The organism is Castellaniella sp., assembly GCF_049650445.1.
In the GTDB taxonomy this organism is placed as follows: domain Bacteria; phylum Pseudomonadota; class Gammaproteobacteria; order Burkholderiales; family Burkholderiaceae_B; genus Castellaniella.
In genome coordinates, this window is record NZ_JBASAD010000033.1 from 1 (window position 1) to 26,879 (window position 26,879).

The following is a 26,879-nucleotide window of genomic DNA, read 5'->3' on the forward strand; positions in this document are numbered from 1 at the left end:
GCCTGCGCCTGCGCCCTCAGCCCCGGCGCCGACGCCTGCGCAGTTTTCCGGCGCAGCCGACGGCGAATACGACGTCCTGGTGCTGGGCGCGGGCCCCGGCGGCTATTCGGCCGCCTTCCGTGCCGCAGACCTGGGCCTGAAGGTCGTCCTGGTCGAGCGCTACGCTACCCTGGGCGGCGTCTGCCTGAACGTCGGCTGCATCCCGTCCAAGGCGCTGCTGCACACCGTCGGCGTACTGGAGGAAGCCAAGACCCTGGCGGCACACGGCATCGCCTTCGGTGAGCCGACGATCGACCTGGACAAGCTGCGCGGCTACAAGGACTCGGTGGTGGGCAAGCTCACCGGCGGTCTGGCCGGCATGGCCAAGGCCCGCAAGGTCGCGGTCATCCAGGGCGTGGGCACCTTCGCCGACCCGCATCACCTGACGGTGGACAAGGCGGATGGCAGCCAGGCCACGGTCAAGTTCGCTTCGGCCATCATCGCCGCCGGCAGCCAGTCGGTGAAGCTGCCGTTCCTGCCGGACGACCCGCGTATCGTCGATTCGACCGGTGCGCTGGCCCTGAAGTCGGTGCCCAGGCGCATGCTGATCGTCGGCGGCGGCATCATCGGTCTGGAAATGGGCACGGTCTACTCCGCGCTGGGCGCTCGCCTGGACGTGGTGGAAATGCTGCCCACGCTGATGACCGGTGCGGACCGCGACCTGGTCAAGGTCTGGGACAAGATGAACGCCAGGCGTTTCGACCACGTCATGCTCAACACCAAGACGGTGGGGGCGCAGGCCGGGGAAGACGGCATCTGGGTCACCTTCGAGGGCGAGGCTGCCCCCAAGGAACCCCAGTGCTACGACCTGGTGCTGCAGGCCGTCGGCCGTTCGCCCAATGGCAAGAAGATCGGTGCGGAAAACGCCGGGGTTGCAGTGTCCGACCGTGGCTTCATCACCGTGGACAAGCAGATGCGCACCAACGTGCCGCACATCTACGCCATCGGCGACATCGTGGGCCAGCCCATGCTGGCGCACAAGGCCGTCCACGAGGCGCACGTGGCCGCCGAAGTCATCGCCGGCCACAAGGCGTTCTTCGACGCCCGCGTGATTCCCTCGGTGGCCTACACGGACCCCGAGGTGGCCTGGGTCGGTCTGACCGAAGAAACCGCCAAGAAAGACGGCATCGCCGTCAAGAAAGGCCTGTTTCCCTGGCAGGCATCGGGCCGCGCCATCGCCAACGGCCGCGACGAGGGCTTCACCAAGCTGCTGTTCGACGCGGAAACCGGCCGCATCCTGGGGGGCGGCATCGTCGGCACCCACGCAGGCGATCTGATCAGCGAGGTCGCTCTGGCCATCGAGATGGGCGCGGATTCCGTGGACATCGGCAAGACCATCCATCCGCACCCGACGCTGGGCGAATCCGTGGGCATGGCCGCCGAAGTGGCTGACGGGCATTGCACGGACGTGCCGCCGGCGCGAAAGAGGTAGCCCCCACGCTGCGCAGCCTGCGGCCGCTTGCTGCCCCTGGAGGGGGCCCTCCGGCCTTGGGGCGGTCCGGCGGCCGGAGCCCACTTCAACCCGCAGACTGCGCAGGTAGTAGGGATGTCCGGTGTGTCTTGAAACGGCAGGTGCTACTATCGGCACCTGCCGTTTTCATTGCTGAAGTCCGCTCATGTCCATTTCTGCTCCCGCCCCGGGCGCCGCGCTCGCCGACTGGCTGGCGTATCTCGAAACCCTGCACCCAAAAGCCATCGACCTGGGCCTGGATCGCATCCGTACCGTGGCCGATCACCTGGCCCTGTCCCTGGACTGCGTCAAGATCACCGTGGCCGGCACCAATGGCAAGGGCTCCACCTGCGCCATGCTGGAATCCATACTGCTGAACGCGGGCTACAAGGTCGGCAAATACACCTCGCCTCATCTGCTGCGCTTCAATGAACGCATCTGTGTGAATGGGCAAGAGGCCAGCGACGCGGACATCGTGGCGCAGCTCGAGCGCATCGAGGCCGTGCGCGGCAGCGTCACGCTGACGTATTTCGAGATGACCACGCTGGCGGCGCTGCTGCTGTTCCAGGCCGCTCGTCTGGACGTCGTGGTGCTGGAAGTCGGCCTGGGCGGCCGGCTGGACGCGGTCAACCTGATCGACGCCGATTGCGCCATCCTGACCAGCGTGGACCTGGACCATACGCAGTATCTGGGCAATACCCGCGAGGCAATCGGCTTGGAAAAGGCCCACGTCTTCCGGCCCGGACGGCCCGCCATCTGCGCGGATCCGATGCCGCCGCACACCGTGATCGACCATGCCGAAGCGATCGGTGCGGATCTCTGGCGTGTCGGGGTCGATTTCAACTATTCCGGCGATCGTCAGCAATGGGCCTATGGCGGGCGTTCACAGCGCCGCTCGGCACTGGGTTATCCCGCCCTGCGCGGCGCCAACCAGTTGCTGAATGCCTCGGCCGCGCTGGCGGCCCTGGAGGCCCTGCGCGACCGTCTGGTGGTGACGCAGCAGGACGTGCGCCAGGGCCTGCTGCACGTCAGTCTGCCGGGCCGCATGCAGATCCTGCCAGGCCTGCCCGCCACCATCCTGGATGTGGGCCACAATCCGCACGCCGCTTCGACGCTGGGCCAGAATCTGGACAGCATGGGCCATTACCCGCATACCTATGCGGTGGTCGGCATGCTGCATGACAAGGACATCGAGGCCACGCTGTCGCGCCTGGTGCGGCGGGTGGACCGCTGGCTGTGCGCCACGCTGGGCGGGCCGCGCGGCACCACCGCGCAGGAACTGGCCGACACTGTGCGCCGCATCAGCGGCGAGCAGGCGCCCGTGGACCCGTTCATCACCCAGACTCATGAGCTTGCCCGGCCCGCGGGCGGGCACAAGCCTGGTGTCCGGGCCGAGCCCCGGCCTGCCGTAGCCGTCCGGGACGTTCAGGTTTCAACTTATGACAGTCCGGAACAAGCCTTTGCCGAGGCCCGAAAGCAGGCGACCGACAATGATAGAATCCTCGTGTTCGGATCGTTTGCCACGGTCGGCCCTGTGCTAGACGTCCTGCGCCACGAAGGCCGGGATGTCCTGTCCTGATCGGGCCAGAGGCCGATCCGCCACTTTTGATGGGTTGGCTGCACGATGTTTTTTCGCAAAGGAACCGAAACGGGACAACGCGCACCGGCACGATCCGCCGGGACCGAGGCCCAGCTTCGTGAACTGCGCGTCAAAGCCCGCCGCCGTCTGATCGGCGCCCTGGCGCTGGTGCTGGCGGCCTTCATCGTCGTGCCCTGGCTGTTCGACGAACCCGTGCCCGACGACGCCCACGCGCCGATCGTGGTGCCCGCGCCAGTGGCCGGCCTGCCGCTGGCGACCGAACCGACTCCCTCGCCGGATTCCACCCCCTCCGAAGTCACCCGCAATCCCGGCCCGCTCGCCGCCGCATCCGGTGACGGCGACGAAGAACAGGCCGATCCCACTCAATCGTCCGAACTGCCCCGGCTCGTGCCGCCAGCGATCGCCGTTGCGCCCGAACCCGCCCAGGCTCAGCCCGAACCGACCAGCGAAAAGCCCGCCGCTGAACCCGCCAAGCCCAAACCCGCTGAGCGTGCCGGTACGGAAAAACCGGCCGCCGGCCGTGCGCCGGCCGATCGCACAGACGATGGCTCCGTTGCCCTGGCTTTGCTGTCCGGCAAGACCCCGCCTGCGGCCCGCGCCGATTCCAAGCCCGCTGCCGGGGGCCGCTATTATCTCCAGGTGGCTGCGTACACGACCGAACAGGATGCGAACGCGCGGCGCGACAGCCTGCGCCAGGCCGGTGTCTCCGACGCCTACGTCGAACGCGGCCAGTCCAACGGTCGCACCGTCTACCGGCTGCGGGTGGGACCCTTCGGCTCCCACGAGGCCGCCCAGGCGGCTCAGGCCCGGCTGCGGGCGCTGGGCTACCAGAACGGCCTGATCTCCGGCAAGTGATGGCCGGGCCATGATTTCCTGCCCCTGACCTCCGGCACGTGACCAGCTTCGACTATTTCGTTCTGGCCGTCGTGGCCGTCTCGGCCCTGATCGGTCTGCTGCGTGGCTTCCTGCGCGAGGTCCTGTCGCTGGTCGCCTACATCGTTGCTTTCGTGGCCGCCATCTGGTGGGGGCCGATGGCGTCGGATTGGCTGCTGGGCCTGATCGACAACGGCCTGCTGCGGACGCTGGCCGCCTACGGGGTGGTCTTCATCCTGGCCCTGCTGCTGGTCGGCCTGCTGAACATGGCGCTGGGCGCCTTGGTGGAGCGCACCGGCCTGACGCCGGCCGATCACGGTCTGGGTGCGGTGTTCGGCGCAGTGCGGGGCATCGTGCTGGTCCTGGCCCTGGTGGGCCTGGCAGGCTATACCCAGCTTCCTCAAGAACCCTGGTGGCGGGACGCGCGCACCTCCGAGGCCGTCGTCCGGGGCTTTCAACACGTCAAATCGCTGCTGCCGACCCAGGTGGCGGAACTGCTTCCCTATTAGCCGGAATTCATTCTTATGTGCGGAATCGTGGGTGTGGTGGGGCGCGGCCCCGTCAATCAACTGATCTATGACAGCCTGCTGCTGCTGCAGCACCGGGGCCAGGACGCGGCAGGCATCGCCACCGCGCACGATCAGTTCTTCAATATGCACAAGGCCCATGGTCTGGTGCGCGACGTGTTTCGCACGCGCAACATGCGGGCCTTGCCCGGCAACAGCGGTGTGGGGCAGGTGCGCTATCCCACGGCGGGCTCCAGCGCCAGCGTGGACGAGGCCCAGCCCTTCTACGTCAATGCGCCGTTTGGCATCACCTTCGTGCACAACGGCAATTTGACCAACTGGCGCGAATTGCGCGAGTCTCTGTTCAAGCACGACCGGCGCCACATCAACACCAACTCCGACTCCGAAGTCCTGCTCAACGTCTTCGCCCACGAACTGCAGCAGGCGTCCAACGGGGTCACCCTGGACGCGAACGCGGTGTTTCAGGCGGTGCGCGCGGTACACCGGCGCGCCAAGGGCGCCTATGCCGTGATTGCCAACATCAGCAGCTTTGGCCTGGTGGCGTTCCGTGACCCGCACGGCATCCGGCCGCTGTGCCTGGGCCGCAACGACACCGCATCCGGCACCGAGTGGATGCTGGCCTCCGAATCCGTGGCGCTGACCGGCAGCGGTTTTTCTCTGGTACGCGACATCGCGCCCGGCGAGGCCGTCGTCATCACCGAGGATGGCGAGTTCAGCGCCGAGGCCTGTGCCGAACCCGGCCTGGAGCAGACGCCCTGCGTCTTCGAATACGTCTATTTCGCCCGGCCTGATTCAGTCATGGACGGGATCTCGATCTATGACGCGCGCCTGCACATGGGTGAATACCTGGCGGACAAGGTCGCCAAGACCTTGCGGCTGGGCGATCTGGACGTGGTCATGCCGATTCCGGATTCCTCACGACCCTCGGCCATGCAACTGGCCGCGCGCCTGGGGCTGAACTACCGCGAGGGCTTCATCAAGAACCGCTACGTGGGCCGCACCTTCATCATGCCCGGTCAGGCCGTGCGCAAGAAATCCGTGCGCCAGAAGCTCAGCGCCATCGACATGGAATTCCGTGGCAAGAACGTGCTGCTGGTCGACGATTCCATCGTGCGCGGTACCACCAGTCGTGAAATCGTCGATATGGCCCGGGCGGCGGGTGCCAACAAGGTTTATTTCGCCTCGGCCGCTCCGGCGGTCCGCTACCCGAACGTCTACGGCATCGACATGCCGACCCAGGCTGAACTGATCGCCACCGGACGGGACGAGGCGCAGATCGCACGCGAGATCGGTGCCGATGGCCTGGTCTACCAGGACCTGGAGGATCTGGAACAATCCCTGCGTGACCTGAATCCGGCCATGCACACCTTCGAGTCGTCCTGCTTCAATGGCCGCTACATCACTGGCGACATCGACGAGGCCTATCTGGAGCTGCTGCGCAGCACCCGGAACCTGCCGCAGCGCTCCGGCGCCATGGTGGCGGCTGCCGAAGAAAGCTGATTCAGGTCCGGACGGCGCGCCGCAGTGCGGCCAGCGCCAGCACGGCGCAGACGATGAACAGCATCAGGCCCCACAGCGCGTATTCCACACCCAGCAGGGTGACGCGGGCGTCCATGCAGCTTGCATAGATGCCGAACAGCCAGGGCAGGGCGGCGTCCAGCCCCGAGCTCGAAATGAAGCGATCGGCGAAGGTCTGTGCGCAGGAGAACATCTGCGAGGCCACGCTGTACTGATACCAGGCGGCGACGATGCCGCTCCCCGCCAGGACGGCCGCGATCGCGGCGCCCGCGCGGCGCACCAGGACCGAACCCCAACCCATGCCCGCCAGGCCACAGACGGCGGCGATGGCCAGCAGGATCAAGCGCTGCAGCACGCACCAGGCGCAGGGCTTCATGCCCAGCACATGTTGCGAGATCAGGGCAAAGCCCACGGCAACCAGGCACAGCAGGCCGATGAGACGCAGGAGACGGTCGGAGCGGGTCAAAGTCATGAGGATGAGGGGTTCCGGTTCGTGGGGCTGGTTGGATTCGTGGAATTGGTCTGAGGGTTGGAGCCTGCCGGATCGCTAAAGTTCACCGGAGTCGCCGGCGCCCCGGGCGTGGCGGCGGCGGACGCCGCGCCCAGCGTGTCCAGCACCTGGCGCTCGAACTGCATCTGGCCGCGCGGGTGTTCCAGGCCGGGGCCGTCGAGGACGAAGATATCCTCCACACGGTCGCCCAGCGTCATGATCTTGGCCATTCTCAGGCTCACGGCGTGGCGGGCGAAGACCCGCGCCAGATCATGCAGCAGACCGACGCGGTCGGCTGCCGTGACCGACAGTCGCCAGTTGCCGCCCTGTTCATCGGGCTGCAGCACCACGCTGGGCATGATCGGAAAGGCCCGCGACCGGCGCGAGCCCTGGTTCGGTGCGCGGGCAGCGCGGTGCGCCGTCGGCCCGCCGTCCAGTGCGGCGCGCAACTCGTGTTCGATCAGCGTCGCGTAGGCGCGGTAGTCGCGCTCGTGTTCCGGCAGCAGCACGATGAAGCTGTCCAGCGCCCAACCCTGGCGCGTGGTGTGAATGCGTGCGTCCTGGATGCTCAGGTCACGGTGGTCGAAATAGGTGCAGATGTCCATGAACAGGTCCGGCCGGTCGGGCGCGTAGGTCAGGATCTGCAAGGCTTCGCTCTGGCCCAGGACGCGGGCGCGCACGACGGGATCGGGGCCCTGGAAACAGTGGTACAGGTGCCGCGTGTGCCAGGCGATCTCATTGACGTCATGGCGCAGGAAGTAGGCCACGTCCAGTTGCGACCAGAAGGCTTCCCGGCTGTCGTCGCGCAGTCCCATCCGGCGGATTTCCGCTGCAGCGGCGTCCTTGCGCAGGGCCAGGATGGTCCGGGTGTCGGGCTGTTCGCCCCCCAGGGCCGCCAGCGTCCGGTGATACAAGTCTTCCAGCAGCTTGCCTTTCCAGGTGTTCCAGACCTTGGGACTGGTGCCGCGGATGTCGGCCACGGTCAGCAGATACAGGGCGGCCAGGCGACGCCGGGATCCGACCCGGGCGGCGAATGCGTGGATGACCCTGGGATCGCTCAGATCGCGCTTCTGGGCCACCTGGGACAGGGTCAGGTGTTCGCGCACCAGGAAGTCCAGCAATTCGACGGATTCGCGCGGCAGGTCGTGGCGGCGGGCGAAACGCCGCACCTCGGCGGCACCCAGTTGCGAATGGTCGCCGCCGCGCCCCTTGGCGATGTCGTGGAACAGAGCCGCCACGTACAGCAGCCAATGCTCGTCCAGGTCGGCGATCAATTGGCTGGCCAGGGGATATTCCTGGGCGTGTTCGGGCATGGTGAAGCGGCGCAGGTTGCGGATCACCATCAGGATGTGCTGATCCACGGTATAGGCGTGAAACAGATCGTGCTGCATCTGGCCGACGATGCGCCGGAACACCGGCAGGTAGCGCGGCAGGATGTTCCACATCGTCATGTCGCGCAGCGCATGGACGATACCGCGCGGCTGGCGCAGGATGTCCAGGAACAGGCTGCGGTTGATCGGATCGTCGCGGAACGCCCGGTCGATACGGTGGCGGGCGTGCCACATGGCGCGCAGGGTGCCGGCGGCCATGCCGCGCAGTTCCGGGTGCTGTTGCGCAACCAGGAAGACCTTCAGCAGCAGGCTGGGCGCGTGTTCGAAGGCGTCCTCGCGGACCAGGGCCAGCCGCTCGCGGCGGACGCAGAAATCCGCGTCCAGCGCGACGGTTTCGTCCTGCGGCTGGGGAAACAGGTGTTCTTCCAGCGCCAGCATCAGCAGGCGGTTGACCTGGCAGACCACGCGTGCCGCCCAGTAATAGCGTTGCATCAGCAGTTCGCTGGCGCGTCGGTGGGGCTGGTCGGTAAAACCATAGACCTCGGCCAGACGCGGCTGCAGGTCGAACAGGATGCGGTCCTCGCGGCGGCCAGCCAGCAGGTGCAGCTCGATCCGCAAGCGCTTGAAGGCCAGTTCCGCCCGTCGCAGGGAACGGAATTCGGCCGAGGTCAGCAGATCGGTGCGTGCGACGGCGGTCCAGGTCGACCCCAGACCGGCGGCGCGCGCCAGCCACAGCAGCACCTGCAGATCGCGTAATCCGCCGGGGGCCTCCTTGCAATTGGGTTCCAGCGCATAGGGCGTGTCCTGGTGACGCGCATGCCGCTGCTGCATTTCGGTGCGTTTGGCCAGGTAGAAGTCCTGGGGATCCAGGTCCTGCTGCATCTGTGCGCGGAAGCGCTGGAACAGCGACCGGCCGCCGGCCAGCCAACGGGCCTCCAGCAGGGAAGTCTGAACGGTGATGTCGGCGGCGGCCTCGTGGCGGCATTGCTCCAGGGTGCGTACGCTCAGGCCGGGTTCCAGGCCGATGTCCCACAGGGCGGCGACCAGGGCCTCGATGCGTTCGCGGGCAGCAGCGTCCGGGGCGCGTTCGAGCAGGATCAGGATGTCGAGGTCGGAACCGGGATACAGTTCGCCGCGGCCATAGCCGCCAACGGCCGCTGCGCAGGCGCCGGCCGGCAGCGGATGGATCTTCAACAGGCCGCGCAGCGTGTCGTCGGCGATGCGCCGCAGAGCGGTCAGCAGCGTATCGGGCCGCAAGTGCAGACGCCAGGACTGGATGGCCTCGGCCTGACGCGCCTGCAGCCGGGTGCGCAATTCGGCCAGAGCCGGCCGGGATGGATCGACGTCCGTCAGAGCGGTGTCGAGGCGCCCCGGTTCGCCGGCGGGCAGGCGGGTGCCCGGGCGCATGGTCATGGTCCTGTGGTCAGGCAGCCGTGCGGGCGGCTTTGGTGAAGGCCGGGGGCGCCGGCATGCCAGGCGAGACCGTCAGCACTTCGTAACCGTCGTCGGTGACCAGGATGCTGTGCTCCCACTGAGCGGACAGGCTGTGGTCGCGTGTGACGACTGTCCACTGATCGGCCAGGGTGCGGATTTCGCGGCGGCCGGCGTTGATCATGGGCTCGATCGTGAAGATCATGCCGGGTTCCAGGCGCACGCCCGTGCCGGGCTTGCCGTAGTGCAACACCTGGGGGTCCTGATGAAAGCGCCGCCCGACGCCGTGGCCGCAGTATTCGCGCACCACGGAAAAGCCCGCGCTCTCGGCGTGCTTCTGGATGGCGTGGCCGATGTCGCCCAGCGTTGCGCCCGGGCGGACCTGGTCGATGCCCAGCCACATGCATTCGTAGGTGGTGTCGATCAGGCGGCGGGCCAGGATGGACGGCTCGCCCACGCAGTACATGCGGCTGGTATCGCCGAACCAGCCGTCCTTGATGATGGTGATGTCCATGTTCAGGATATCGCCGTTCTTCAGAACCTTGTCGCCGGGGATGCCGTGGCAGATGACGTGGTTGACCGAGATGCAGATCGAGGCCGGGAAGGGCGGGTAGCCCGGGGGCGCGTAGCCCACGGTGGCCGATTTGACGTGCAGCGTGTTGGTGAGATAGTCCATGCACAGACGTTCGAGCTCTCCCGTCGTGACCCCGGCACGCACATGGGGTTCGAGGTAATCCAGGATGCTGGCGGCGGCCTGGCAGGCGGCGCGCATCTGGTCGAGTTCTTGGGGATCGGTGATGACTGGGCTCATGGGGTGCTTGCTGTATGAACGAGATGAATAGTAGAATTATAGGCTTAGCTGTAAATAGCGTGCCTGGTCGCCCAAGGGTGTGCGCGACGAGATGGAAGTGTGGAAAAGCTTTGGTAGTAATTGAAGCTTCAGCCTTCTTTCATGTTAGTCCCGGATACTGGCCAGGTACAAGACCAAACCCTCTCGGAGAATTTTCATGTCGCTCATGCGCGAAATGCTGGAAGCCGGTGTCCATTTTGGCCACCAAACCCGTTACTGGAACCCGAAGATGGCCGAATACATCTTCGGCCAACGCAACAAGATTCATATCGTCAACCTGGAACGCACGGTTGAAAAGTACCTGGAAGCCAGCCAGTTCGTGCGCCAGGTCGCTGCGCGCGGCGGCAACGTGCTCTTCGTCGGCACCAAGCGCTCCGCCCGTGAACTGGTCGCCGCCGAAGCCCAGCGCTGCGGCATGCCCTACGTCGACAGCCGCTGGCTGGGCGGCATGATGACCAACTTCAAGACGGTCAAGACCTCGATCAAGCGCCTGAAGGACATGGAAGCCCAGCAGGCCGAAGGCGCCACCGAGCACATGAGCAAGAAAGAAGCGCTCATGTTCGCCCGTGAAATGGACAAGCTCAACAAGTCCATCGGCGGCATCAAGGACATGAACACGCTGCCCGAAGCCCTGTTCGTGATCGACGTGGGTTACCACAAGATCGCCGTGGCCGAAGCCCGCACGCTGGGTATCCCGGTGGTCGGCGTGGTCGACACCAACCACTCGCCCGAAGGCATCGATCACGTGATCCCGGGCAACGATGACTCCTCCAAGGCCATCGCGCTGTATGCGCGCGGCATGGCCGACGCCGTGCTGGCCGGCCGCGAACAGAGCCTCAATGGCCTGGTCGAAGAACTGGCCGAAGGCGAGGAATTCATCGAGGTCGAGCAGGACCAGGACCAGGAATAATTTCCGGCCTTCCGCCGTCCCGGTCCGCCGCCCATCTGCGGCGGATTCGTCGCGCGCCGCTCGTCGGCGCGCGCATTGATTGAACAGGAGAAAACAAAATGGCTCAAATCACCGCCGCCATGGTCAAGGAACTGCGCGAAAAGACCGACGCGCCCATGATGGAATGCAAGAAGGCCCTGACCGAAGCCGAGGGCGATCTGGCCCGCGCCGAGGAACTGCTGCGCGTCAAGCTGGGCGGCAAGGCCTCCAAGGCCGCCAGCCGCGTCACGGCTGAAGGCCTGGTCGGCCTGTACATCGCCGCTGACGGCAAGGCCGGCGCGCTGGTCGAGGTCAACTGCGAAACCGACTTCGTCGCCAAGAACGACGACTTCATCGCCTTCGTCAACGACCTGGCCCGCCTCGTCGCCGAGCGCAACCCGGCCGACCTGGACGCCCTGGGCGCATGCGCCATGGGCGACGGCACCGTCGAATCCGTGCGTACCCACCTGGTGGGCAAGATCGGTGAAAACATGTCCGTACGCCGCTTCCAGCGCTTCGACACCGTGGACGGCCTGAACAGCTACGTGCATGGCGGTCGTATCGGCGTGCTGGTGGACTTCGCCGGTGACGAAGAAGTCGGCAAGGATCTGGCCATGCACATCGCCGCGACCAAGCCCCGCGCGCTGAACGCGGACGGCGTGGATCCCGCGCTGATCGCCGCCGAACGCTCTGTGGCCGAACAGAAGGCCGCCGAATCCGGCAAGCCCGCCGAGATCGTCGCCAAGATGGTCGAAGGCTCCGTGCAGAAGTTCCTGAAGGAAGTCACGCTGCTGTCGCAGCCCTTCGTCAAGAACGACAAGCAGTCCGTCGAACAGATGCTCAAGGAAAAATCGGCCCGCATCAACCGCTACGCACTGTTCGTGGTGGGCGAGGGGATCGAGAAGAAGTCCGAGGACTTCGCTGCTGAAGTCGCTGCCGCCGCCAGCGGTTCCTGATTTAGTAGTACTCTAGCGCAACCGTCGGGCAAGCAAGCTTTTTGCATCGCGCATTTCGCTTGTCTGCCCGCTGTACGGCTTGCACGCCGCTTTGGATATGCCGGCACGGTTCAGTTCCCAGGGGCTGAGCCGTGTTCAGGCACATCCCGGTATCCGTACTGCAGTATGTTTCAAGTTTCAACGATTATTCTTCCTTCCAGGAATCCTGCATGTCCACTCCTGCCTACAAGCGCGTTCTCCTGAAACTCTCGGGCGAGGCTCTGATGGGCGGCGATGCCTTCGGCATCAACCGCGCGACCATACTTCGCATGACCGAGGAAATCCACGGCATCGTGTCCCTTGGCGTACAGTTGGCCGTCGTGATCGGCGGAGGCAATATTTTCCGTGGTGTGGCGCCGGGCGCCCAAGGCATGGACCGTGCCACGGCTGACTACATGGGCATGCTGGCCACCGTCATGAACGGCCTGGCGCTGCAGGATGCGCTGAAGAACCATGGCGTCGACACGCGGGTGCAATCGGCCCTGAACATCGACCAGGTGGTCGAGCGCTACATCCGCCCCAAGGCCCTGCGCTATCTTGAAGAAGGCAAGGTCGTCATCTTCGCGGCCGGCACTGGCAATCCCTTCTTCACGACGGATACGGCAGCCGCGTTGCGCGGTGCCGAAGTCGGGGCCGAAATCGTGCTCAAGGCCACCAAGGTCGATGGCATCTACAGCGCCGACCCCAACAAAGACCCGAACGCCACGCGCTATTCGCGCATCAGCTTCGACGAAGCCATCGTGCGTCGTCTCGAAGTCATGGACGCCACGGCTTTCGCGCTGTGCCGCGACCAGAAGCTGCCGATCAAGGTCTTTTCGATCAATAAACCAGGAGCCCTCCGGCGCGTCGTCTGCGGCGAGGATGAAGGCACCCTGGTTCAGGTATAGGAATCCTCATGAGTCTTTCCGACATCCGCAGCTCGGCCAACGAGCGCATGGAAAAATCCATCGAAGCCCTGAAGACCAGCCTGGCCAAGATCCGCACGGGTCGCGCCCATGCCGGAATTCTGGACCACGTGCATGTCGAATACTACGGTTCCCTCGTGCCGGTGAGCCAGGTTGCCAACGTCACCGTGATCGACGCCCGCACCCTCAGCGTGCAGGTCTGGGAAAAGACCATGGCGGGCCCGGTCGACAAGGCTATCCGCGAATCCGACCTGGGGCTGAACCCCATCGCCATGGGCGACAACATTCGCGTGCCGATGCCGGCCCTGACGGAAGAACGCCGCCGGGATCTGACCAAGGTCGTGCGCGGCGAAGGCGAGGACACCAAGGTCGCCGTGCGCAATCTGCGCCGTGAAGCCAACGAAACCCTGAAAAAGCTCGTCAAGGACAAGGAAATCTCGGAAGACGACGATCGCCGTGGCCAGGACGAGGTGCAGAAGCTCACCGACCGCTACGTGGCTGAGATCGACAAGCTGGTCTCTCAGAAGGAAGCCGAGATCATGACGGTCTGATCGACCGTCCAGGCGACGCCACGGCGCATGATCGAAACTCACTCTTCCACGCTTGCCATTCCCGAGACCGGGGACGTGCCCCGGCATGTCGCCATCATCATGGATGGCAATGGCCGCTGGGCGACCCGGCGGATGCTGCCGCGCACGGCAGGGCACATACGCGGCGTCCAGGCCGTGCGCCGCATCGTCGAGGCCTGTGGCCATCGAGGTGTGCGCTACCTGACACTCTTCGCCTTCAGTTCCGAAAACTGGCGACGGCCAGCCCAGGAAGTCTCTCTTCTGATGCGGCTGTTCGTGCGCACTCTGGAAAAAGAGGTCGACCGGCTGGAAGCCCAGGGCGTGCGCCTGCGCGTGGTGGGCGACCTCTCGGCCTTTGATGCGCATCTGCGCGGTCTGATCGAGGCCGCAGAGCAGCGCACCGCCCAACAGACGGCACTGACCTTGACCATCGCCGCCAATTATGGCGGCCGCTGGGACATCCTGCAGGCCACCCGGGCCTTGCTGGCTGACAGCCCCGATCTGGCCGCTCACCCCGAGGCACTGGACGAAGCCGCCCTGACGCCCCGGCTGGCTATGGCCTACGCACCCGAGCCCGACCTGTTCATCCGCACCGGCGGAGAACAGCGCATCTCCAATTTCCTGATCTGGCAGCTCGCCTATACTGAGCTGTATTTCACCGACTGCTGGTGGCCGGATTTCGACGCCGGGCAGCTCGATGAGGCTTTCGCGTGGTACCGCGGACGTGAACGGCGCTTTGGCCGCACCAGCGCCCAATTGCGCGACCCCGTCTAGGCGGCGCGCAGGCCTTGCGATTTCCTTCCTGAATCGTCCACACCGGCCCTGAGGAATACCATCCATGCTGCGCCAGCGCATTCTCACCGCCATCGTCCTGCTGCTGATCGTGGCAGCCGCCGTGACTGCCCCGACTCCCTGGCCGATGTTGGCCCTGCTGGGGCTGATGATCGGCTGCGCATTGTGGGAATGGCTGCGGCTGGTCATCGACAGCGCCGCCGTGCGCTGGGGCGGTGCGGTGCTGGCCGTTCTCGTGCTGGTACCGCTCTCCCGCCTGCTGAGCGACGGCCAGCCGACGCTGGAAGCCGTTTTCGCATCGTATCTGCTGCCGCTGGCCGTTCTGTTCTGGCTGACTCTCGCTCCCGTGTCCGTGGTGCGTGCCCAGGTGCCGGACGCCTGCCGGCCCGGCATGCTGGCGCTGTTGGGGGTGTTGACCTTGGCCGCGACCTGGTATGCGCTGGCCTGGGTCTTTCTGCGCCACGGCGCGGCGGCGCTGATCAGTCTGTGGGCCTTGATCTGGGCGGCCGACATCGCGGCCTATTTCACGGGCCGCAGCCTGGGCCGCCACAAGCTTGCGCCGCGTGTCAGCCCCGGCAAGACACTGGAAGGCGCGGCCGGCGGCATTCTGGCGGCCACTGCATGGTTGGTCGCCACGGCCATGTGGTGGCCGGACAGCTTCGGTGCGCTGCTGCTGGCGCGCATGGGCTGGGTTGGCCTGATCGTGGCCGGCGTGATGCTGGCCGCCTGGTCCATTCTGGGCGACCTGTTCGAATCGCTGCTCAAGCGCCGCGCGGGGGTCAAGGACTCCAGCCAGCTGCTGCCCGGCCACGGCGGCGTGTACGATCGCATCGACGCGGTGCTGCCGGTGGCGCCGGCCGCCGTCCTGCTGTTGACGCTGGCCGCTCGCTAGAGACGCTGCTCCAGGCCGGCCGCATCCGTTCATTCATCCGGCGCTTTTCCGTTTCCGATTCCACAGGCTCCAACACCATGTCCGCTCAACACCGCCTCTGCATCCTCGGCTCGACCGGTTCCATCGGCGTGAGCACGCTGGACGTCGTGGCGCGTCATCCCGACCGGTTCTCCGTCCATGCCCTGAGCGCGCACAGCCGGATCGAATCGCTGGCCGAGCAGGCGGCGCGGCACGCGGCGCGGGTGGTGATCGTGCCTGATGACGCCGCTCGGGCGCGCTTCGTCGCCGCCTGGCCGGCCGGCCGGCCCCTGCCGGAAATCCGCCAGGGCGACCAGGCGCTGGCGGATACGGCGGCCGATCCCGAGGTCACTGCGGTCATGGCCGCCATCGTGGGCGCCGCCGGGCTGCCTGGGGCCTTGGCGGCGGCGCGGGCCGGCAAACGGGTCCTGCTGGCCAACAAAGAAGCGTTGGTGGCGGCGGGCAGCCTGTTCATGCGGGCCGTGCGCGAATCGGGTGCCGAACTGCTGCCTATCGACAGCGAACACAACGCCATCTTCCAATGTCTGCCCCAGTCGGCCGACCGGGCGCAGGCCCCGGCAAACCCGGCCGAAGGCGTGCGCCGGCTGCTGCTGACCGCCTCCGGCGGACCGTTTCGCTGCACCGCGCTGGACCAATTGGAATCCGTCACCCCGGATCAGGCCTGCGCGCACCCCAATTGGCGCATGGGCCGAAAGATTTCCGTGGATTCGGCCACCATGTTGAACAAGGGCCTGGAGGTCATCGAGGCTCACTGGCTTTTTTCCATGCCGATGGAACGCATCCAGGTGGTTGTCCATCCCCAGAGCGTGGTGCACTCAATGGTCGAATACCTGGACGGCTCCATACTGGCTCAGTTGGGCCAGCCCGACATGCGTACCCCCATCGCCTACGGCCTGGGCTACCCTGAGCGTATCGACGGCGGCGTCGGCCTGCTGGAGCTCGCCCGCCTGGGGCGCCTGGATTTCGAAACCCCGGATCTGGCGCGCTTTCCCTGTCTGCGACTGTCCTTCGACGCGTTGGGCCAGGGGCAGGGCGCCTGCATTGCGCTGAACGCGGCCAACGAGGTCGCGGTCGATGGTTTCCTGCGCGGGCGCATCCGCTACACCCAGATCCCGTCCATCATCGAACATTGCCTGGACGATTCCGTCGCGCATGGTGCGCAGACGCCGTCTTCTCTGGCGGAAATCCTGGACCTGGACGCGCACACACGGCGTGTTGCAGCCGGCCTCTGCCAGGTGGTCTGACGGCTCGACTGCCCGATTCCCCCGTTTCTGTATTTTCAATCCTGCCATGCTGTTGACCCTGTTCGCTTTCATCCTCGCTCTGGGCCTGCTCGTGACCTTCCACGAACTGGGCCATTACTGGGTGGCGCGGCGCGCGGGCGTGCCCATCGTGCGCTTTTCGGTCGGCTTCGGTCCGGTGCTGTTGCGCCGTCACGATCGGCACGGCACTGAATGGGCGCTGTCGGCCATCCCCTTGGGCGGCTACGTGAAAATGCTCGATGTCGCCCCGCCGGACGCGGACGAGGCCATGCGCCGCGCCGTGTTCAACGCCCAGCCGCTGATCCGGCGCGTGGCCATCGTGGCGGCGGGCCCGGTCGCCAATCTGGTACTGGCCGCCCTGATCTATGCCTTTCTGGGGATGTGGGGCACGCTCGAACCAGCCGCCGTGCTGGCCGCGCCACCCGCCGGCACCCCTGCTGCGCTGGCGGGGGTGCGCGACGGCGACACGCTGACGGCCGTCGCTGGTGAGCCCGTGGCATCCTGGCCGCAGGCCCGCTGGCAGTTGATCGAACCGCTGTCCCTGGGCGGTGATGTTCCTCTGACGCTGGCGTCTGCCGGCGGCGACGTGCGCACGGGCACGCTGCGGCTCACCCCGCAGACGGTGATGCCGGACGGCCCTGACCCGCTTCTGGTCGCAGGGTTGGCGCTGCGGGCACCGTTTCCCGTGGTGGGCGAACTGGTCCCGGGCGGGGCTGCCGAACAGGCCGGCCTGCGCACCGGCGACCGGATTTTAAAGGTCGGCGACCTGGACCAGCCTGCCGTTGAAGCCTTTGTGCAAACCGTTCAAGCGCATGCCGGCCAGACCTTGCCCCTGATCGTGCTGCGACAGGGTGACCGGATATCCCTCGCCGTGATGCCTCGGCCGGAAGCGGGGGAGGACGGCCGTCCGGTCGGCCGTATCGGCGCTCTGATCCGGGCAGAACGGCCCGAAGCGCTGGTGCGTCTCGGCCCCTTGGACAGCCTGTGGCAGGGCGTGCGGCGCACCGCCGACACCAGCCTGTTCACCCTGCGTATGATGGGGCGCATGCTGGTGGGTGAGGTCTCCTGGAAAAACGTCACCGGTCCGGTCACGATCGCCGAATATGCCGGCCGCACTGCCCGCATCGGTCTGGAGTCCTACCTGGGCTTTCTGGCGCTCATCAGCATCAGCATCGGCGTACTGAATCTGCTGCCCATTCCGATGCTGGACGGTGGCCATCTGCTGTTCTATCTGATCGAGGCCCTGCGCGGCGGCCGGCCGCTGTCCGAACGCGCGCGCGACCTGGGTCAGCGCCTGGGTCTGGGGCTGGTGCTGAGCCTCATGGTTCTGGCCCTGTTGAATGATTTTTCGCGGCTTTTCAGTTGATGAGGTTGTGACTTACAATCCCGCATCGCTCAAGCATGTCCCCCCACGGCCAAATAGGATTGCCAGGATGTCGTCTCCCCGGAATTTTCGTCTGATCAAGCGTGCCATCCCCCTTGTGCTGGCGACCCTGCTGGCACCCGCCATCGCAGCAGCCTTCACGCCCTTCGTGGTTCAGGACATCCAGGTCAAGGGGATCGAGCGCGTCGATCCGGGTACGATCTTCACCTATCTGCCCGTCAAGGTCGGCCAGACCTTCACTCAGGAAGAAGCCTCGGCCGCCATCCAGAAACTCTACGGCACGGGGTTCTTCAACGACGTCAAGATCGACGCCCAGGGCAATGTGCTGGTCGTCACCGTTGCAGAACGGCCCACGATCGCCTCGATCAACTTCAACGGCATGCGTGAATTCGACGCCAAGGCCCTGACGAAATCCCTGTCCCAGGTCGGCTTCGGCCAGGGCCGGATCTTCGACCAGGCCATGCTGGACCGCGCGGTCTTCGAACTGAAGCAGCAGTACCTGTCCAAGGGCAAGTACGGTGTCCAGATCAATCCGGTCATCACGCCGCTGGAACGCAACCGGGTGGGCGTCAGCTTCGACATCTTCGAAGGCGACGTCGCCACCATCGACAAGATCGAATTCATCGGCAACGAGGCCTTCTCCTCCAGCACCCTCGAAGACCAGATGGAACTGACCACCGGCGGTTTCATGACCTGGTACACGGGCACCAACAAATACTCGCGCGAAAAGCTCGAGGGCGACGTGGAACGCATCCGTTCGTACTACCTGGACCGCGGCTACCTGGAATTCTCCATCGAGCCGCCTCAGGTGTCGATTTCGCCCGACCGCAAGGCCATCTACGTCACCATGACCCTGCACGAAGGCGAGCCCTACAAGCTGGGTGAGGTCGGTCTGGCCGGGGATCTGCTCGGCCTGGATGACAAGCTCCAGCCGCTGGTCACCATCAAAGAAGGCGAGACCTTCTCGGCCGAAAAGACCAACGCCGTGGCCAAGTCCATCACGGACTACCTGGGGTCGCTGGGCTACGCTTTCGCCAACGTCAATCCCAGCCCCGTGCTGGATCACGAGAATCACGTCGCCAAGCTGAATTTCTACGTCGACCCGGGCCGCCGCGTCTACGTGCGCCGCATCAACGTGGGCGGCAACACCCGCACCCGCGACGAGGTCGTGCGCCGCGAAATGCGCCAGCAGGAAGCCGCCTGGTACGACTCGTCCAACATCAAGACCTCGAAAGAACGCATCGATCGCCTGGGCTATTTCACCGATGTGGACGTCAAAACCGATCCGGTGCCGGGCTCGCCCGACCAGGTGGACGTCAACGTCGACGTCAAGGAAAAGCCCACCGGCATGATCAGCCTGGGCGTGGGCTACGGTTCCACCGACAAGCTGATGCTGTCGGCCGGCATCAGCCAGGACAACGTCTTCGGCAGCGGCAATTCCCTGTCCCTGAACGTCAACACCAGCAAGACCAACCGTGCTGCGGTGATTTCGCACACCAATCCGTACTGGACCCAGGACGGCATCAGCAAGACCACGTCGCTGTACTACCGCCGCACCACGCCGTACGACGTGTCCGACAGCGGTTCCACCGGCTGGTACACCGTCGAATCCATGGGCCTGGGCCTGAATTTCGGCGTGCCGATCTCCGAAGTCGATCGCATCTTCGCCGGCGCGACCTTCGAACGCAACGCGCTCAAGGACATCCGCCGCGACGGCACCAATCCGGCGCCGCTGGCGTACCAGAATTTTGTCGATCAATACGGCGACGTCACCAACGCCGTCATCTTCAGCCTGGGCTGGGCCAAGGACACCCGCGACAGCGCCCTGGCGCCTCACAAGGGCAGCTACACCCGCGTGTCCACCGACGTCTCCACGATGGACCTGCGCTACTACAAGCTGTCCGGCCAGCAGCAGTACTACCTGCCGTTGGGCCGCGCCTTCACCCTGGCCCTGAACGGCCAGATCGACTGGGCCAAGACCTACGGCAACAGCGGCAAGGCTTTCCCGGTGATCAAGAACATGTACGCGGGCGGCATCGGCTCGGTGCGTGGTTACGAAGGCGCCTCTCTGGGGCCGCGCGACTCTCTGACCGACACCTACCTGGGCGGCTCCCGGCGCATCGTCGGCAACGTGCAGCTCTACCTGCCGTTCCCGGGGGCCTCGCGCGACCGTACCCTGCGCTGGTTCATGTTCTCGGACGCCGGCCAGATCGACACGACCGACGGCTCCACCTGCGCCAACGGCCAGTACGGCCAGGTGGCCGACCCCTGCGGCTGGAAGTTCTCCGCAGGTCTGGGCCTGTCCTGGGAATCGCCGCTGGGGCCGCTGCAACTGTCCTTCGGCCGCGCGCTGAACGCCAAGGAAGGCGACCAGAAGCAGGTCTTCCAGTTCCAGATCGGTACGGGTTTCTGATTCCCTCCGTTTGATGGCACAATAACTCCCTTTGTAGCTGCTTTGATCCTAGGTGGATTCCTCATCATGTTTGTTTCAGGTCTGAATGTTTCAACCTTGGCGCAACGCGCCGTGCGTGGCCACCGGGCGCTGGCCCTGGCGGCGGCCGTGAGCCTGGGGGCGCTGTTCGTCGCGCCGTCTTATGCCCAGGGCACGAAGATCGGTTTTGTCAGCACGGAACGTATCCTGCGTGACTCCAAGCCCGCCAAGGCGGCTCAGGCCAAGATCGAAGCCGAATTCAAGAAGCGCGATCAGGAATTGCAGCGCCTGTCCGACAGCCTGCGCACCGAAGCGCAAAAGCTCGACAAGGACGCCCCGGTGTTGTCCGAGGCCGACCGCGTCAAGCGCCAGCGCAAGCTTCAGGACATGGATTCCGACCTGCAGCGCAAGCGCCGCGAATTCCAGGAAGACTTCAACCGTCGCCGCAACGAAGAATTTTCCACCATCGTGGAAAAGGCCGATGCTGCGATCAAGAAGATCGCCGAACAGCAAAACTACGACCTGATCATCCAGGACGCCGTCACGGTCAGCCCGCGCGTGGACATCACCGATCAGGTCATCAGCGCTCTGGGCGGCTGATTTCCGATGCCTGTGCTGCTCGCGCCCGATCAGGCGCCCGCATTGTCCGATTTGTTGCGGGCGGCCGATACGGTCGGGCTGGGGTGTGGCATCACAGGTGTGCCGGACGCGGGCGCGCTGAAGATTGCGGGCATCGGCTCGCTGCATTCGGCGGGCCGGTCCGAGATCAGTTTTCTGTCCAATCCCCGCCTGCAGGCCCAATTGGATGACTGCGGTGCAGCCGCCGTGATTCTGCGCCAGCAGGATTGGGACGCCTACCGCTCCAGCCATGCCGACACGCCCCCCTGGGCGGCGGTGTTGTGCCCGCAGCCCTATCTGATGTACGCCCTGCTGGCTCAATGGTTCGACCGCCACCGTCAGGCCGGCCTGCCCAAGGGCATCCACCCCAGCGCCGTGATCGCCGATGACGCCGTGCTGGCTGACGGCGTACACGTCGGCCCCCTGGCGGTGATCGAATCGGGCGTGCACATCGAAACAGGAACCCGCATCGGTGCGGGCTGCGTCATCGGCGCAGGCAGCAGTATCGGCGCAGACAGCCTGCTGCATGCACACGTGACGCTGTATCACGGTGTGCACGTGGGCGCGCGGGCCATTCTGCATTCGGGTGTGGTGCTGGGCGCTGACGGCTTCGGTTTCGCGCCCGATCCGCGCACTCCCGGTGCCTGGGCCAAGATTGCCCAACTGGGTGGCGTGCGCCTCGGCGATGATGTGGAAATCGGCGCCAACACCACCGTCGATCGAGGTGCAGTCGAGGACACGGTGCTGGGCAACGGTGTGAAGCTCGATAACCAGATCATGATCGGCCATAATTGCCGCATCGGAGATCACACCGCGATGGCCGCCTGCGTGGGCGTGGCCGGTTCCACCACCATGGGCCAGCGCTGCGTGATCGGCGGGGCCGCCATGTTCGGCGGACATCTCACGCTGGGTGACGACGTACACATCTCGGGGGGCACGGCAGTCACCTCCGATATTCTCAAGGCCGGGCGCTATACCGGGGTATTCCCCGTGGCCGAACATGGCGCCTGGCAACATAATGCAGCCGTGATCGGCCAGCTTGCGCAATTGCGCAAGCGGCTGCGTGCCGCAGAACGACAGGGCGCCGCCGGCACAGCCGGCCAGCCGACGAACCCCAAGCAGGACACACAATAATGGAACTCGATATCAAAGACATCATGGAACGGTTGCCGCACCGGCAGCCGATGCTGCTCGTGGACCGCGTCCTGGAAATGGACCCGGGCAAGAGCATCGTGGCCATCAAGAATGTCACCTACAACGAGCCCTTCTTCCAGGGGCACTTCGCCCACCATCCGGTGATGCCGGGTGTCCTCATCATCGAGGCGCTGGCTCAGGCGGCCGCGTTGTTCTCCTTTGCCGATGCCGGCGCACCGAACCTGGCCAGCACCAAGATCGCCTATTACCTGGTCGGCGTGGACGGCGCACGCTTCCGCCGCCCCGTGGTGCCTGGTGATCAACTGCGCATGGAAGTCTCGGCCGACAAGCTCAGCCGCTCCATCTGCAAGTACACTGCCGTCGCCAAGGTCGATGATCAGATTGCCGCCGAGGCCAAGATCATGTGCGCGGTGCGTATCCTGGAGGAATGATGGGCGCGCCACAGATCCACTCCACGGCCCTCGTTGCGCCGGGTGCGGTGCTGGGCGAGGACGTCGTCGTCGGCCCCTACAGCATCGTCGGTGAGCACGTTCGTGTCGGTGCGCGTACGCGTATCGGCCCGCACTGTGCCATCGATGGGCATACCGTCATCGGTCCGGACAATCATTTCTACCGTTTTTGCTCCATCGGCGGCATCCCCCAGGACAAGAAATACGCGGGCGAGCCCACGGCGCTGGAAATCGGCGCGGGCAACACCTTTCGTGAGTTCGTGACTGTGAACACCGGCACCGCCCAGGACGTGGGCACGACCCGGCTGGGCGATGACAACTGGATCATGGCCTACGTGCATATCGCGCACGATTGCCAACTGGGCAGCCATATCGTCATTTCCAACAGCGTCCAGTTGGGCGGCCACATCCACATCGGCGACTGGGCCATCCTGGGCGGCCTGTCGGCAGTGCATCAGTTCGTGCGCATCGGCGCACACGCCATGATCGGCGGCACCAGTTCCGTGCGTCAGGACGTGCCCCCCTACATGATCGGCGCGGGCGACTCGTTCCGGCCGGTCGGCATCAACGCCGAGGGCCTGGGCCGGCGCGGCTTCACACCGGCTGACGTGCAGGCGCTCAAGGACGCCTACAAGATCCTCTACAGGCGCCAGCTCAGTGTGGAACAAGCCATCGAAGCCCTGGTGGCTCTCCAGGCCGAACGACCGGCCGAGGCGCCGGCCGTTCAGACGCTGGTCGACTTCCTGCGCGCATCCGGCCGAGGTATTGCCCGGCCATGACGTTTGCCGCCGCCATCGTGGCCGGTGAACCTTCCGGCGACCTGCTGGCGGCGCGCATGCTCCGCGGCCTTCAGTCGCACGATCCTCAGGTCAAGGCCATGGGCATCGGCGGTCCGGCCATGGCCCGTGCGGGTTTCGAAGCCTGGCACCCCATGGATGCGCTGTCCGTATTCGGCTACGTCGACGCGCTGCGCCAGGCGCCACGCCTGATCCGCACCTGGCGCGACACTCGCCGCCGCGCGCTGGAATGGCGTCCGGACGTATTCGTGGGCGTGGACGCGCCGGACTTCAATCTGCGCCTGGAAGAAAAGCTGCGCGCGGCCGGCATTCCCACCGTGCATTTCGTCGGCCCTTCGATCTGGGCCTGGCGCTTCGAGCGCATCCACCAGATCCGCCGCGCGGTCTCGCACATGCTGGTGCTGTTCCCCTTCGAGGTCGATCTGTACCGCGAGCAGGGTGTGCCCGTGACCTACGTGGGCCATCCCCTGGCCGAACTCATCCCCGTGCGGCCGGATCGTGCGGCTGCACGTGCACGCCTGGGCCTGGAGCCTGGGGGCCGGGTGCTGGCCCTGATGCCGGGCAGCCGTGAATCGGAGATCCGCCTGCTGGCCCCCCGATTCCTGCAGGCCGCGCAGATCCTGCTCGGCCAGGACCCGGATTTGCGCGTCATCGTGCCGGTCGTCAATCAACACCGCCGTGCTCAGTTCGAGGCCATCCTGGCGCAATATCCCGTCCCGGGATGCCAGGTCCTGACGGCCTTGCCGACCGCGGGGCAGGGCGCCGAAGCCGCTGCGGCCGGGCAGCGCGCCGATGGCCTGGACACGTCCGAATGGCCGATCGCCTGGCATGCCATGGAAGCCGCCGACGCCGTGCTGGTGGCCAGCGGCACGGCCACCCTGGAAGCCGCGCTCTTCAAGCGCCCCCTGGTGATTTCCTACGTCATCACCCCCTGGATGCGGCGCATCATGGCCTGGAAATCCGGCCAGGACGCCCCGAGCCTGCCCTGGGTCGGCCTGCCGAACATCCTGGAGCGCGAATTCGTCGTGCCCGAACTGCTACAGGAAGCCGCCACGCCGCAGGCGCTGGCCGAGCACACCTGGGCGGCTCTGACCGACGCAGACCTGGCCGCGCGCATCACGAAACGCTTCACGACGCTGCACGAGACCCTCAGCCGCGACACACCGGGACTTGCGGCCCGGGCCATCCTGGAAACCAGCCGTGGCCATGCCTGATCTGTTCGATACCCTGGCAGTAGACGGTCTGGTTGCCGGTGTGGACGAGGCGGGACGCGGTCCGCTGGCCGGTCCGGTCTACGCGGCCGCCGTCATCCTGGACCCGGCCCGGCCCATCGAAGGTCTGGACGACTCCAAAAAACTCAGCGCCGGGCGCCGGGAAGTCCTGGCCGGCCTGATCCGCGAGCGCGCGCTGGCCTGGGCCGTCGCTCATGCCGACGTCGAAGAAATCGAGCGTCTGAACATCCTGCACGCGACGATGCTGGCCATGCAACGGGCCTGCCAGGGACTGTCCCAGGCACCCGCGCTGATTCTGGTGGACGGCAACCGCGTGCCCCCCGGGCTGCCCTGTCAGGCCCGTGCCGTGGTGGGGGGAGACGCCCTGGAACCCGCGATTTCCGCAGCCTCGATCCTTGCCAAGACCGCACGCGATGCCTGCTGCCTGGAACTGCACGCACGCTATCCGGACTACGCCTTCGATCGCCACAAAGGTTATGGCACCGCGCTGCATCTGGCCCGTCTGGCGGAGTTCGGTCCCTGCCCCGAACACAGGCGCGATTTCGCGCCTGTACGCCGCCTGCTTGAAGGGGGCCTATGACCGTTCCCGTACGCCACATCGCCTCGCGGGACAATCCGGATTACCGCGCCTGGCTGCGACTGGCACAAGGCCGGCCAGGCCGCCATGACGTCCGCGTCATCCTCGAAGGCGAGCACCTTTGCCGCGCCTGGCTGGAACACAAGGGCGTGCCGCCGACGCTGGTGGTCGGCGAATCCGCACTGTCCCTGGACTGGGTCGGACCGATCTGGCAGGCTTGCGTGCAGGGTCGCCGTATCGTCCTGCAGGACAATCTTGCGGCCGTCCTGTCCCAGGTCGAGCACGGCCCCGCCGTGTTCTTCATCGTGGATGCACCCGCACCGAAGCTGCCCGCACGCATCACGGCTGGTTGCCTGTGGCTGGATCGGGTCCAGGACCCGGGCAATCTGGGCACGCTGTTGCGCACAGCAGCGGCGGCGGGCCTGAAGCAGGCCTATCTGTCGGACGGCTGCGCCTCGGCCTGGTCGCCTAAAGTCCTGCGCAGCGGCCAGGGGGCGCACTTCGCCCTGGAGATCCATGAGCACGCTGACCTGTCGGCGCTGACGCGCCAGTTGGACATCCCGCTGGCCGCCACGACCTTGGAACGAGCCGAGATCCTGTACATCAAGGACTTGCGTCAGCCCTGCGTCTGGCTGTTCGGCAATGAAGGGCAGGGCGTGGCCGACGATCTGCTGGACCTGGCCGACTGGCGGGTCCACATCCCGCAGTCCACAGCGGTCGAATCCCTGAACGTCGCTGCCGCTGCCGCCGTCTGCCTGTTCGAGCAGCGGCGCCAGCAACTGGTGGCCGCCGTGCGAGCACGCACGGCGCACCGCGAAAAAAATCAATAACTCATTCTATCCAGGCCGACCTCATCCAATATCTTGGTCGAGATTTCCTCGATCGAGCGGGTCGTGGTGGACAGCCAGGGAATGTTTTCCATGCGCATCAGGCGCTCGGCGTCGGCGATTTCCTGGCGGCACTGCTTCAGCGAAGCGTAGACGCTGTTGGGACGGCGCTCGTTGCGGACTTCGGCCAGGCGTTCGGGCTGGATCGACAGGCCGAACAGCTTGCGCCGATAGGGCAGCAGGGTGGCGGGCAGGGCGCCGCGGTCGAAGTCTTCCGGGATCAGCGGATAGTTGGCGGCCTTGACTGCGTACTGCATCGCCAGATACAGGCTGGTGGGCGTCTTGCCGCAGCGCGAGACCCCCACCAGGATGACGTCGGCCTGCTCCAGCCCCTGAACATACTGACCGTCGTCGTGGGCCAGACTGAAATTGATGGCCTCGATGCGGTTGTTGTACTGCTTGCTCAGGCCATTGGTGTGCGAACGGCCGACCGAACGGCTGGCGTTCACGCCCAGAACGCCTTCCAGGTGATGGACGAAGGAGCCGAACAGGTCCAGAAAGACGCAGGGCGCGGCGCGAATGCGGTCGGCCATGTCTGAATCCACCAGGGTGCTGAACACCAGCGGGGGCGGGCCGCCCCGGTCCGCCTGCAAGGCGATGCGCTGCGCGGCGGCGTCGGCCTTTGCCGCCGAATCGATGAAAGGCAGACGCACGGACTGGAAGGCGACCTCCTCGAATTGCGAGAGCACTGCGTGACTGAAGGTTTCCGCAGTGATCCCGGTGCTGTCCGAGACGATGAACACTGTGCGTTCGATAGGAGAGTCGGTCATGGATTATTGAACTACCAAGCGTCAGAAACGGTACAATCCGCGAAGGTTACCAGTCACCCGAACCGGGATCAAGGGAACCTCTGAATAA

The 26,879-nt window shown here is 65.8% G+C and carries 24 protein-coding genes and 1 pseudogene; 21 read left to right on the forward strand and 4 right to left on the reverse strand.

What is annotated here, in order from left to right; translation table 11 throughout:
• The 5 genes from lpdA to purF form a co-directional block, all read left to right on the forward strand.
• On the forward strand, nt 1-1,471 hold a 1,471-nt coding region (gene lpdA, locus WA983_RS10690; RefSeq protein WP_424312010.1), incomplete at its 5' end, for a dihydrolipoyl dehydrogenase.
• A 184-nt stretch (nt 1,472-1,655) separates the two neighbouring features.
• Nucleotides 1,656-3,068: a bifunctional tetrahydrofolate synthase/dihydrofolate synthase gene (gene folC / locus WA983_RS10695; RefSeq protein WP_424312011.1), complete on the forward strand. Its 1,413-nt coding sequence runs from the start codon at nt 1,656-1,658 to the stop codon at nt 3,066-3,068.
• 45 nt (nt 3,069-3,113) lie between these two features.
• Nucleotides 3,114-3,944 (forward strand): SPOR domain-containing protein, encoded by an 831-nt coding sequence (locus WA983_RS10700; RefSeq protein WP_424312012.1) that lies wholly within the window; start codon nt 3,114-3,116, stop codon nt 3,942-3,944.
• 38 nt (nt 3,945-3,982) lie between these two features.
• Complete coding sequence (locus WA983_RS10705; protein WP_424312013.1) at nt 3,983-4,471, forward strand: CvpA family protein; 489 nt, start codon at nt 3,983-3,985, stop codon at nt 4,469-4,471.
• A gap of 15 nt (nt 4,472-4,486) precedes the next feature.
• Nucleotides 4,487-5,989: an amidophosphoribosyltransferase gene (purF, locus tag WA983_RS10710; RefSeq protein ID WP_424251775.1), complete on the forward strand. Its 1,503-nt coding sequence runs from the start codon at nt 4,487-4,489 to the stop codon at nt 5,987-5,989.
• Between the two features lies 1 nt (nt 5,990).
• Here purF and WA983_RS10715 read toward each other — a convergent pair whose 3' ends face one another.
• The 3 genes and pseudogenes from WA983_RS10715 to map all read right to left on the reverse strand — a co-directional run bounded on the left by WA983_RS10715 (nt 5,991) and on the right by map (nt 10,070).
• Complete coding sequence (locus WA983_RS10715; RefSeq protein WP_424251777.1) at nt 5,991-6,479, reverse strand: disulfide bond formation protein B; 489 nt, start codon at nt 6,477-6,479, stop codon at nt 5,991-5,993.
• 131 nt (nt 6,480-6,610) lie between these two features.
• A pseudogene (locus WA983_RS10720) lies at nt 6,611-9,235 on the reverse strand ([protein-PII] uridylyltransferase); the annotation flags it as partial.
• A gap of 16 nt (nt 9,236-9,251) precedes the next feature.
• Entirely contained in the window at nt 9,252-10,070 is an 819-nt protein-coding gene (gene map, locus WA983_RS10725; RefSeq protein ID WP_424251778.1) for a type I methionyl aminopeptidase, read from the reverse strand.
• A 196-nt stretch (nt 10,071-10,266) separates the two neighbouring features.
• Between map and rpsB the strand changes: the two genes are divergently transcribed.
• The 16 genes from rpsB to WA983_RS10805 all read left to right on the forward strand — a co-directional run bounded on the left by rpsB (nt 10,267) and on the right by WA983_RS10805 (nt 25,964).
• The gene (gene rpsB, locus WA983_RS10730; protein ID WP_424251779.1) at nt 10,267-11,019 is read left to right on the forward strand and encodes a 30S ribosomal protein S2; all 753 of its coding nucleotides are present in this window, start codon (nt 10,267-10,269) and stop codon (nt 11,017-11,019) included.
• A gap of 98 nt (nt 11,020-11,117) precedes the next feature.
• Nucleotides 11,118-11,993 carry a translation elongation factor Ts gene (gene tsf / locus WA983_RS10735; RefSeq protein ID WP_424251781.1) on the forward strand — a complete coding sequence of 292 codons (876 nt, stop codon included), beginning with the start codon at nt 11,118-11,120 and terminating at the stop codon, nt 11,991-11,993.
• A 209-nt stretch (nt 11,994-12,202) separates the two neighbouring features.
• The gene (gene pyrH / locus WA983_RS10740; protein ID WP_376813053.1) at nt 12,203-12,919 is read left to right on the forward strand and encodes a UMP kinase; all 717 of its coding nucleotides are present in this window, start codon (nt 12,203-12,205) and stop codon (nt 12,917-12,919) included.
• An 8-nt stretch (nt 12,920-12,927) separates the two neighbouring features.
• Nucleotides 12,928-13,488 carry a ribosome recycling factor gene (gene frr / locus WA983_RS10745; protein WP_424251783.1) on the forward strand — a complete coding sequence of 187 codons (561 nt, stop codon included), beginning with the start codon at nt 12,928-12,930 and terminating at the stop codon, nt 13,486-13,488.
• Between the two features lie 27 nt (nt 13,489-13,515).
• Entirely contained in the window at nt 13,516-14,280 is a 765-nt protein-coding gene (uppS, locus tag WA983_RS10750; RefSeq protein ID WP_424251785.1) for a polyprenyl diphosphate synthase, read from the forward strand.
• Nucleotides 14,281-14,344: 64 nt separating this feature from the next.
• Nucleotides 14,345-15,190: a phosphatidate cytidylyltransferase gene (locus WA983_RS10755; RefSeq protein ID WP_424251787.1), complete on the forward strand. Its 846-nt coding sequence runs from the start codon at nt 14,345-14,347 to the stop codon at nt 15,188-15,190.
• 77 nt (nt 15,191-15,267) lie between these two features.
• Nucleotides 15,268-16,473: a 1-deoxy-D-xylulose-5-phosphate reductoisomerase gene (locus WA983_RS10760; protein WP_424312014.1), complete on the forward strand. Its 1,206-nt coding sequence runs from the start codon at nt 15,268-15,270 to the stop codon at nt 16,471-16,473.
• 46 nt (nt 16,474-16,519) lie between these two features.
• Nucleotides 16,520-17,857 (forward strand): RIP metalloprotease RseP, encoded by a 1,338-nt coding sequence (gene rseP, locus WA983_RS10765; RefSeq protein ID WP_424251309.1) that lies wholly within the window; start codon nt 16,520-16,522, stop codon nt 17,855-17,857.
• Between the two features lie 67 nt (nt 17,858-17,924).
• Nucleotides 17,925-20,288 (forward strand): outer membrane protein assembly factor BamA, encoded by a 2,364-nt coding sequence (gene bamA, locus WA983_RS10770; protein WP_424251311.1) that lies wholly within the window; start codon nt 17,925-17,927, stop codon nt 20,286-20,288.
• Nucleotides 20,289-20,354: 66 nt separating this feature from the next.
• Nucleotides 20,355-20,906 (forward strand): OmpH family outer membrane protein, encoded by a 552-nt coding sequence (locus tag WA983_RS10775; RefSeq protein ID WP_424251313.1) that lies wholly within the window; start codon nt 20,355-20,357, stop codon nt 20,904-20,906.
• Between the two features lie 6 nt (nt 20,907-20,912).
• Entirely contained in the window at nt 20,913-22,058 is a 1,146-nt protein-coding gene (gene lpxD, locus WA983_RS10780; protein WP_424251315.1) for a UDP-3-O-(3-hydroxymyristoyl)glucosamine N-acyltransferase, read from the forward strand.
• Nucleotides 22,058-22,510 carry a 3-hydroxyacyl-ACP dehydratase FabZ gene (gene fabZ, locus WA983_RS10785; RefSeq protein ID WP_043682505.1) on the forward strand — a complete coding sequence of 151 codons (453 nt, stop codon included), beginning with the start codon at nt 22,058-22,060 and terminating at the stop codon, nt 22,508-22,510. The genes lpxD and fabZ overlap by 1 nt, the downstream gene beginning before the upstream one ends.
• Entirely contained in the window at nt 22,510-23,307 is a 798-nt protein-coding gene (gene lpxA, locus WA983_RS10790) for an acyl-ACP--UDP-N-acetylglucosamine O-acyltransferase (protein ID WP_424251318.1), read from the forward strand. Before fabZ ends, lpxA begins: the two co-directional genes overlap by 1 nt.
• Nucleotides 23,304-24,539: a lipid-A-disaccharide synthase gene (gene lpxB, locus WA983_RS10795; RefSeq protein ID WP_424251320.1), complete on the forward strand. Its 1,236-nt coding sequence runs from the start codon at nt 23,304-23,306 to the stop codon at nt 24,537-24,539. Before lpxA ends, lpxB begins: the two co-directional genes overlap by 4 nt.
• Nucleotides 24,526-25,137, forward strand: coding sequence for a ribonuclease HII (gene rnhB, locus WA983_RS10800; protein WP_424312015.1), 612 nt, complete (start codon nt 24,526-24,528; stop codon nt 25,135-25,137). The genes lpxB and rnhB overlap by 14 nt, the downstream gene beginning before the upstream one ends.
• Nucleotides 25,134-25,964, forward strand: a complete 831-nt coding sequence (locus WA983_RS10805) for a TrmH family RNA methyltransferase (RefSeq protein WP_424312016.1) — start codon at nt 25,134-25,136, stop codon at nt 25,962-25,964. Before rnhB ends, WA983_RS10805 begins: the two co-directional genes overlap by 4 nt.
• Here WA983_RS10805 and ppsR read toward each other — a convergent pair.
• Nucleotides 25,958-26,791, reverse strand: a complete 834-nt coding sequence (gene ppsR, locus WA983_RS10810; RefSeq protein WP_424312017.1) for a posphoenolpyruvate synthetase regulatory kinase/phosphorylase PpsR — start codon at nt 26,789-26,791, stop codon at nt 25,958-25,960. The genes WA983_RS10805 and ppsR overlap by 7 nt on opposite strands.
• Nucleotides 26,792-26,879 lie beyond the last annotated feature (88 nt).

Coding starts and splice junctions, on each gene's coding strand:
- folC (WP_424312011.1), top strand. CDS start 1,656: ATGTCCATTTCTGCTCCCGCCCCGGGCGCCGCGCTCGCCGACTGGCTG.
- WA983_RS10700 (WP_424312012.1), top strand. CDS start 3,114: ATGTTTTTTCGCAAAGGAACCGAAACGGGACAACGCGCACCGGCACGA.
- purF (WP_424251775.1), top strand. CDS start 4,487: ATGTGCGGAATCGTGGGTGTGGTGGGGCGCGGCCCCGTCAATCAACTG.
- WA983_RS10715 (WP_424251777.1), bottom strand. CDS start 6,479: ATGACTTTGACCCGCTCCGACCGTCTCCTGCGTCTCATCGGCCTGCTG.
- map (WP_424251778.1), bottom strand. CDS start 10,070: ATGAGCCCAGTCATCACCGATCCCCAAGAACTCGACCAGATGCGCGCC.
- rpsB (WP_424251779.1), top strand. CDS start 10,267: ATGTCGCTCATGCGCGAAATGCTGGAAGCCGGTGTCCATTTTGGCCAC.
- tsf (WP_424251781.1), top strand. CDS start 11,118: ATGGCTCAAATCACCGCCGCCATGGTCAAGGAACTGCGCGAAAAGACC.
- pyrH (WP_376813053.1), top strand. CDS start 12,203: ATGTCCACTCCTGCCTACAAGCGCGTTCTCCTGAAACTCTCGGGCGAG.
- frr (WP_424251783.1), top strand. CDS start 12,928: ATGAGTCTTTCCGACATCCGCAGCTCGGCCAACGAGCGCATGGAAAAA.
- uppS (WP_424251785.1), top strand. CDS start 13,516: ATGATCGAAACTCACTCTTCCACGCTTGCCATTCCCGAGACCGGGGAC.
- WA983_RS10755 (WP_424251787.1), top strand. CDS start 14,345: ATGCTGCGCCAGCGCATTCTCACCGCCATCGTCCTGCTGCTGATCGTG.
- WA983_RS10760 (WP_424312014.1), top strand. CDS start 15,268: ATGTCCGCTCAACACCGCCTCTGCATCCTCGGCTCGACCGGTTCCATC.
- rseP (WP_424251309.1), top strand. CDS start 16,520: ATGCTGTTGACCCTGTTCGCTTTCATCCTCGCTCTGGGCCTGCTCGTG.
- bamA (WP_424251311.1), top strand. CDS start 17,925: ATGTCGTCTCCCCGGAATTTTCGTCTGATCAAGCGTGCCATCCCCCTT.
- WA983_RS10775 (WP_424251313.1), top strand. CDS start 20,355: ATGTTTGTTTCAGGTCTGAATGTTTCAACCTTGGCGCAACGCGCCGTG.
- lpxD (WP_424251315.1), top strand. CDS start 20,913: ATGCCTGTGCTGCTCGCGCCCGATCAGGCGCCCGCATTGTCCGATTTG.
- fabZ (WP_043682505.1), top strand. CDS start 22,058: ATGGAACTCGATATCAAAGACATCATGGAACGGTTGCCGCACCGGCAG.
- lpxA (WP_424251318.1), top strand. CDS start 22,510: ATGGGCGCGCCACAGATCCACTCCACGGCCCTCGTTGCGCCGGGTGCG.
- lpxB (WP_424251320.1), top strand. CDS start 23,304: ATGACGTTTGCCGCCGCCATCGTGGCCGGTGAACCTTCCGGCGACCTG.
- WA983_RS10805 (WP_424312016.1), top strand. CDS start 25,134: ATGACCGTTCCCGTACGCCACATCGCCTCGCGGGACAATCCGGATTAC.
- ppsR (WP_424312017.1), bottom strand. CDS start 26,791: ATGACCGACTCTCCTATCGAACGCACAGTGTTCATCGTCTCGGACAGC.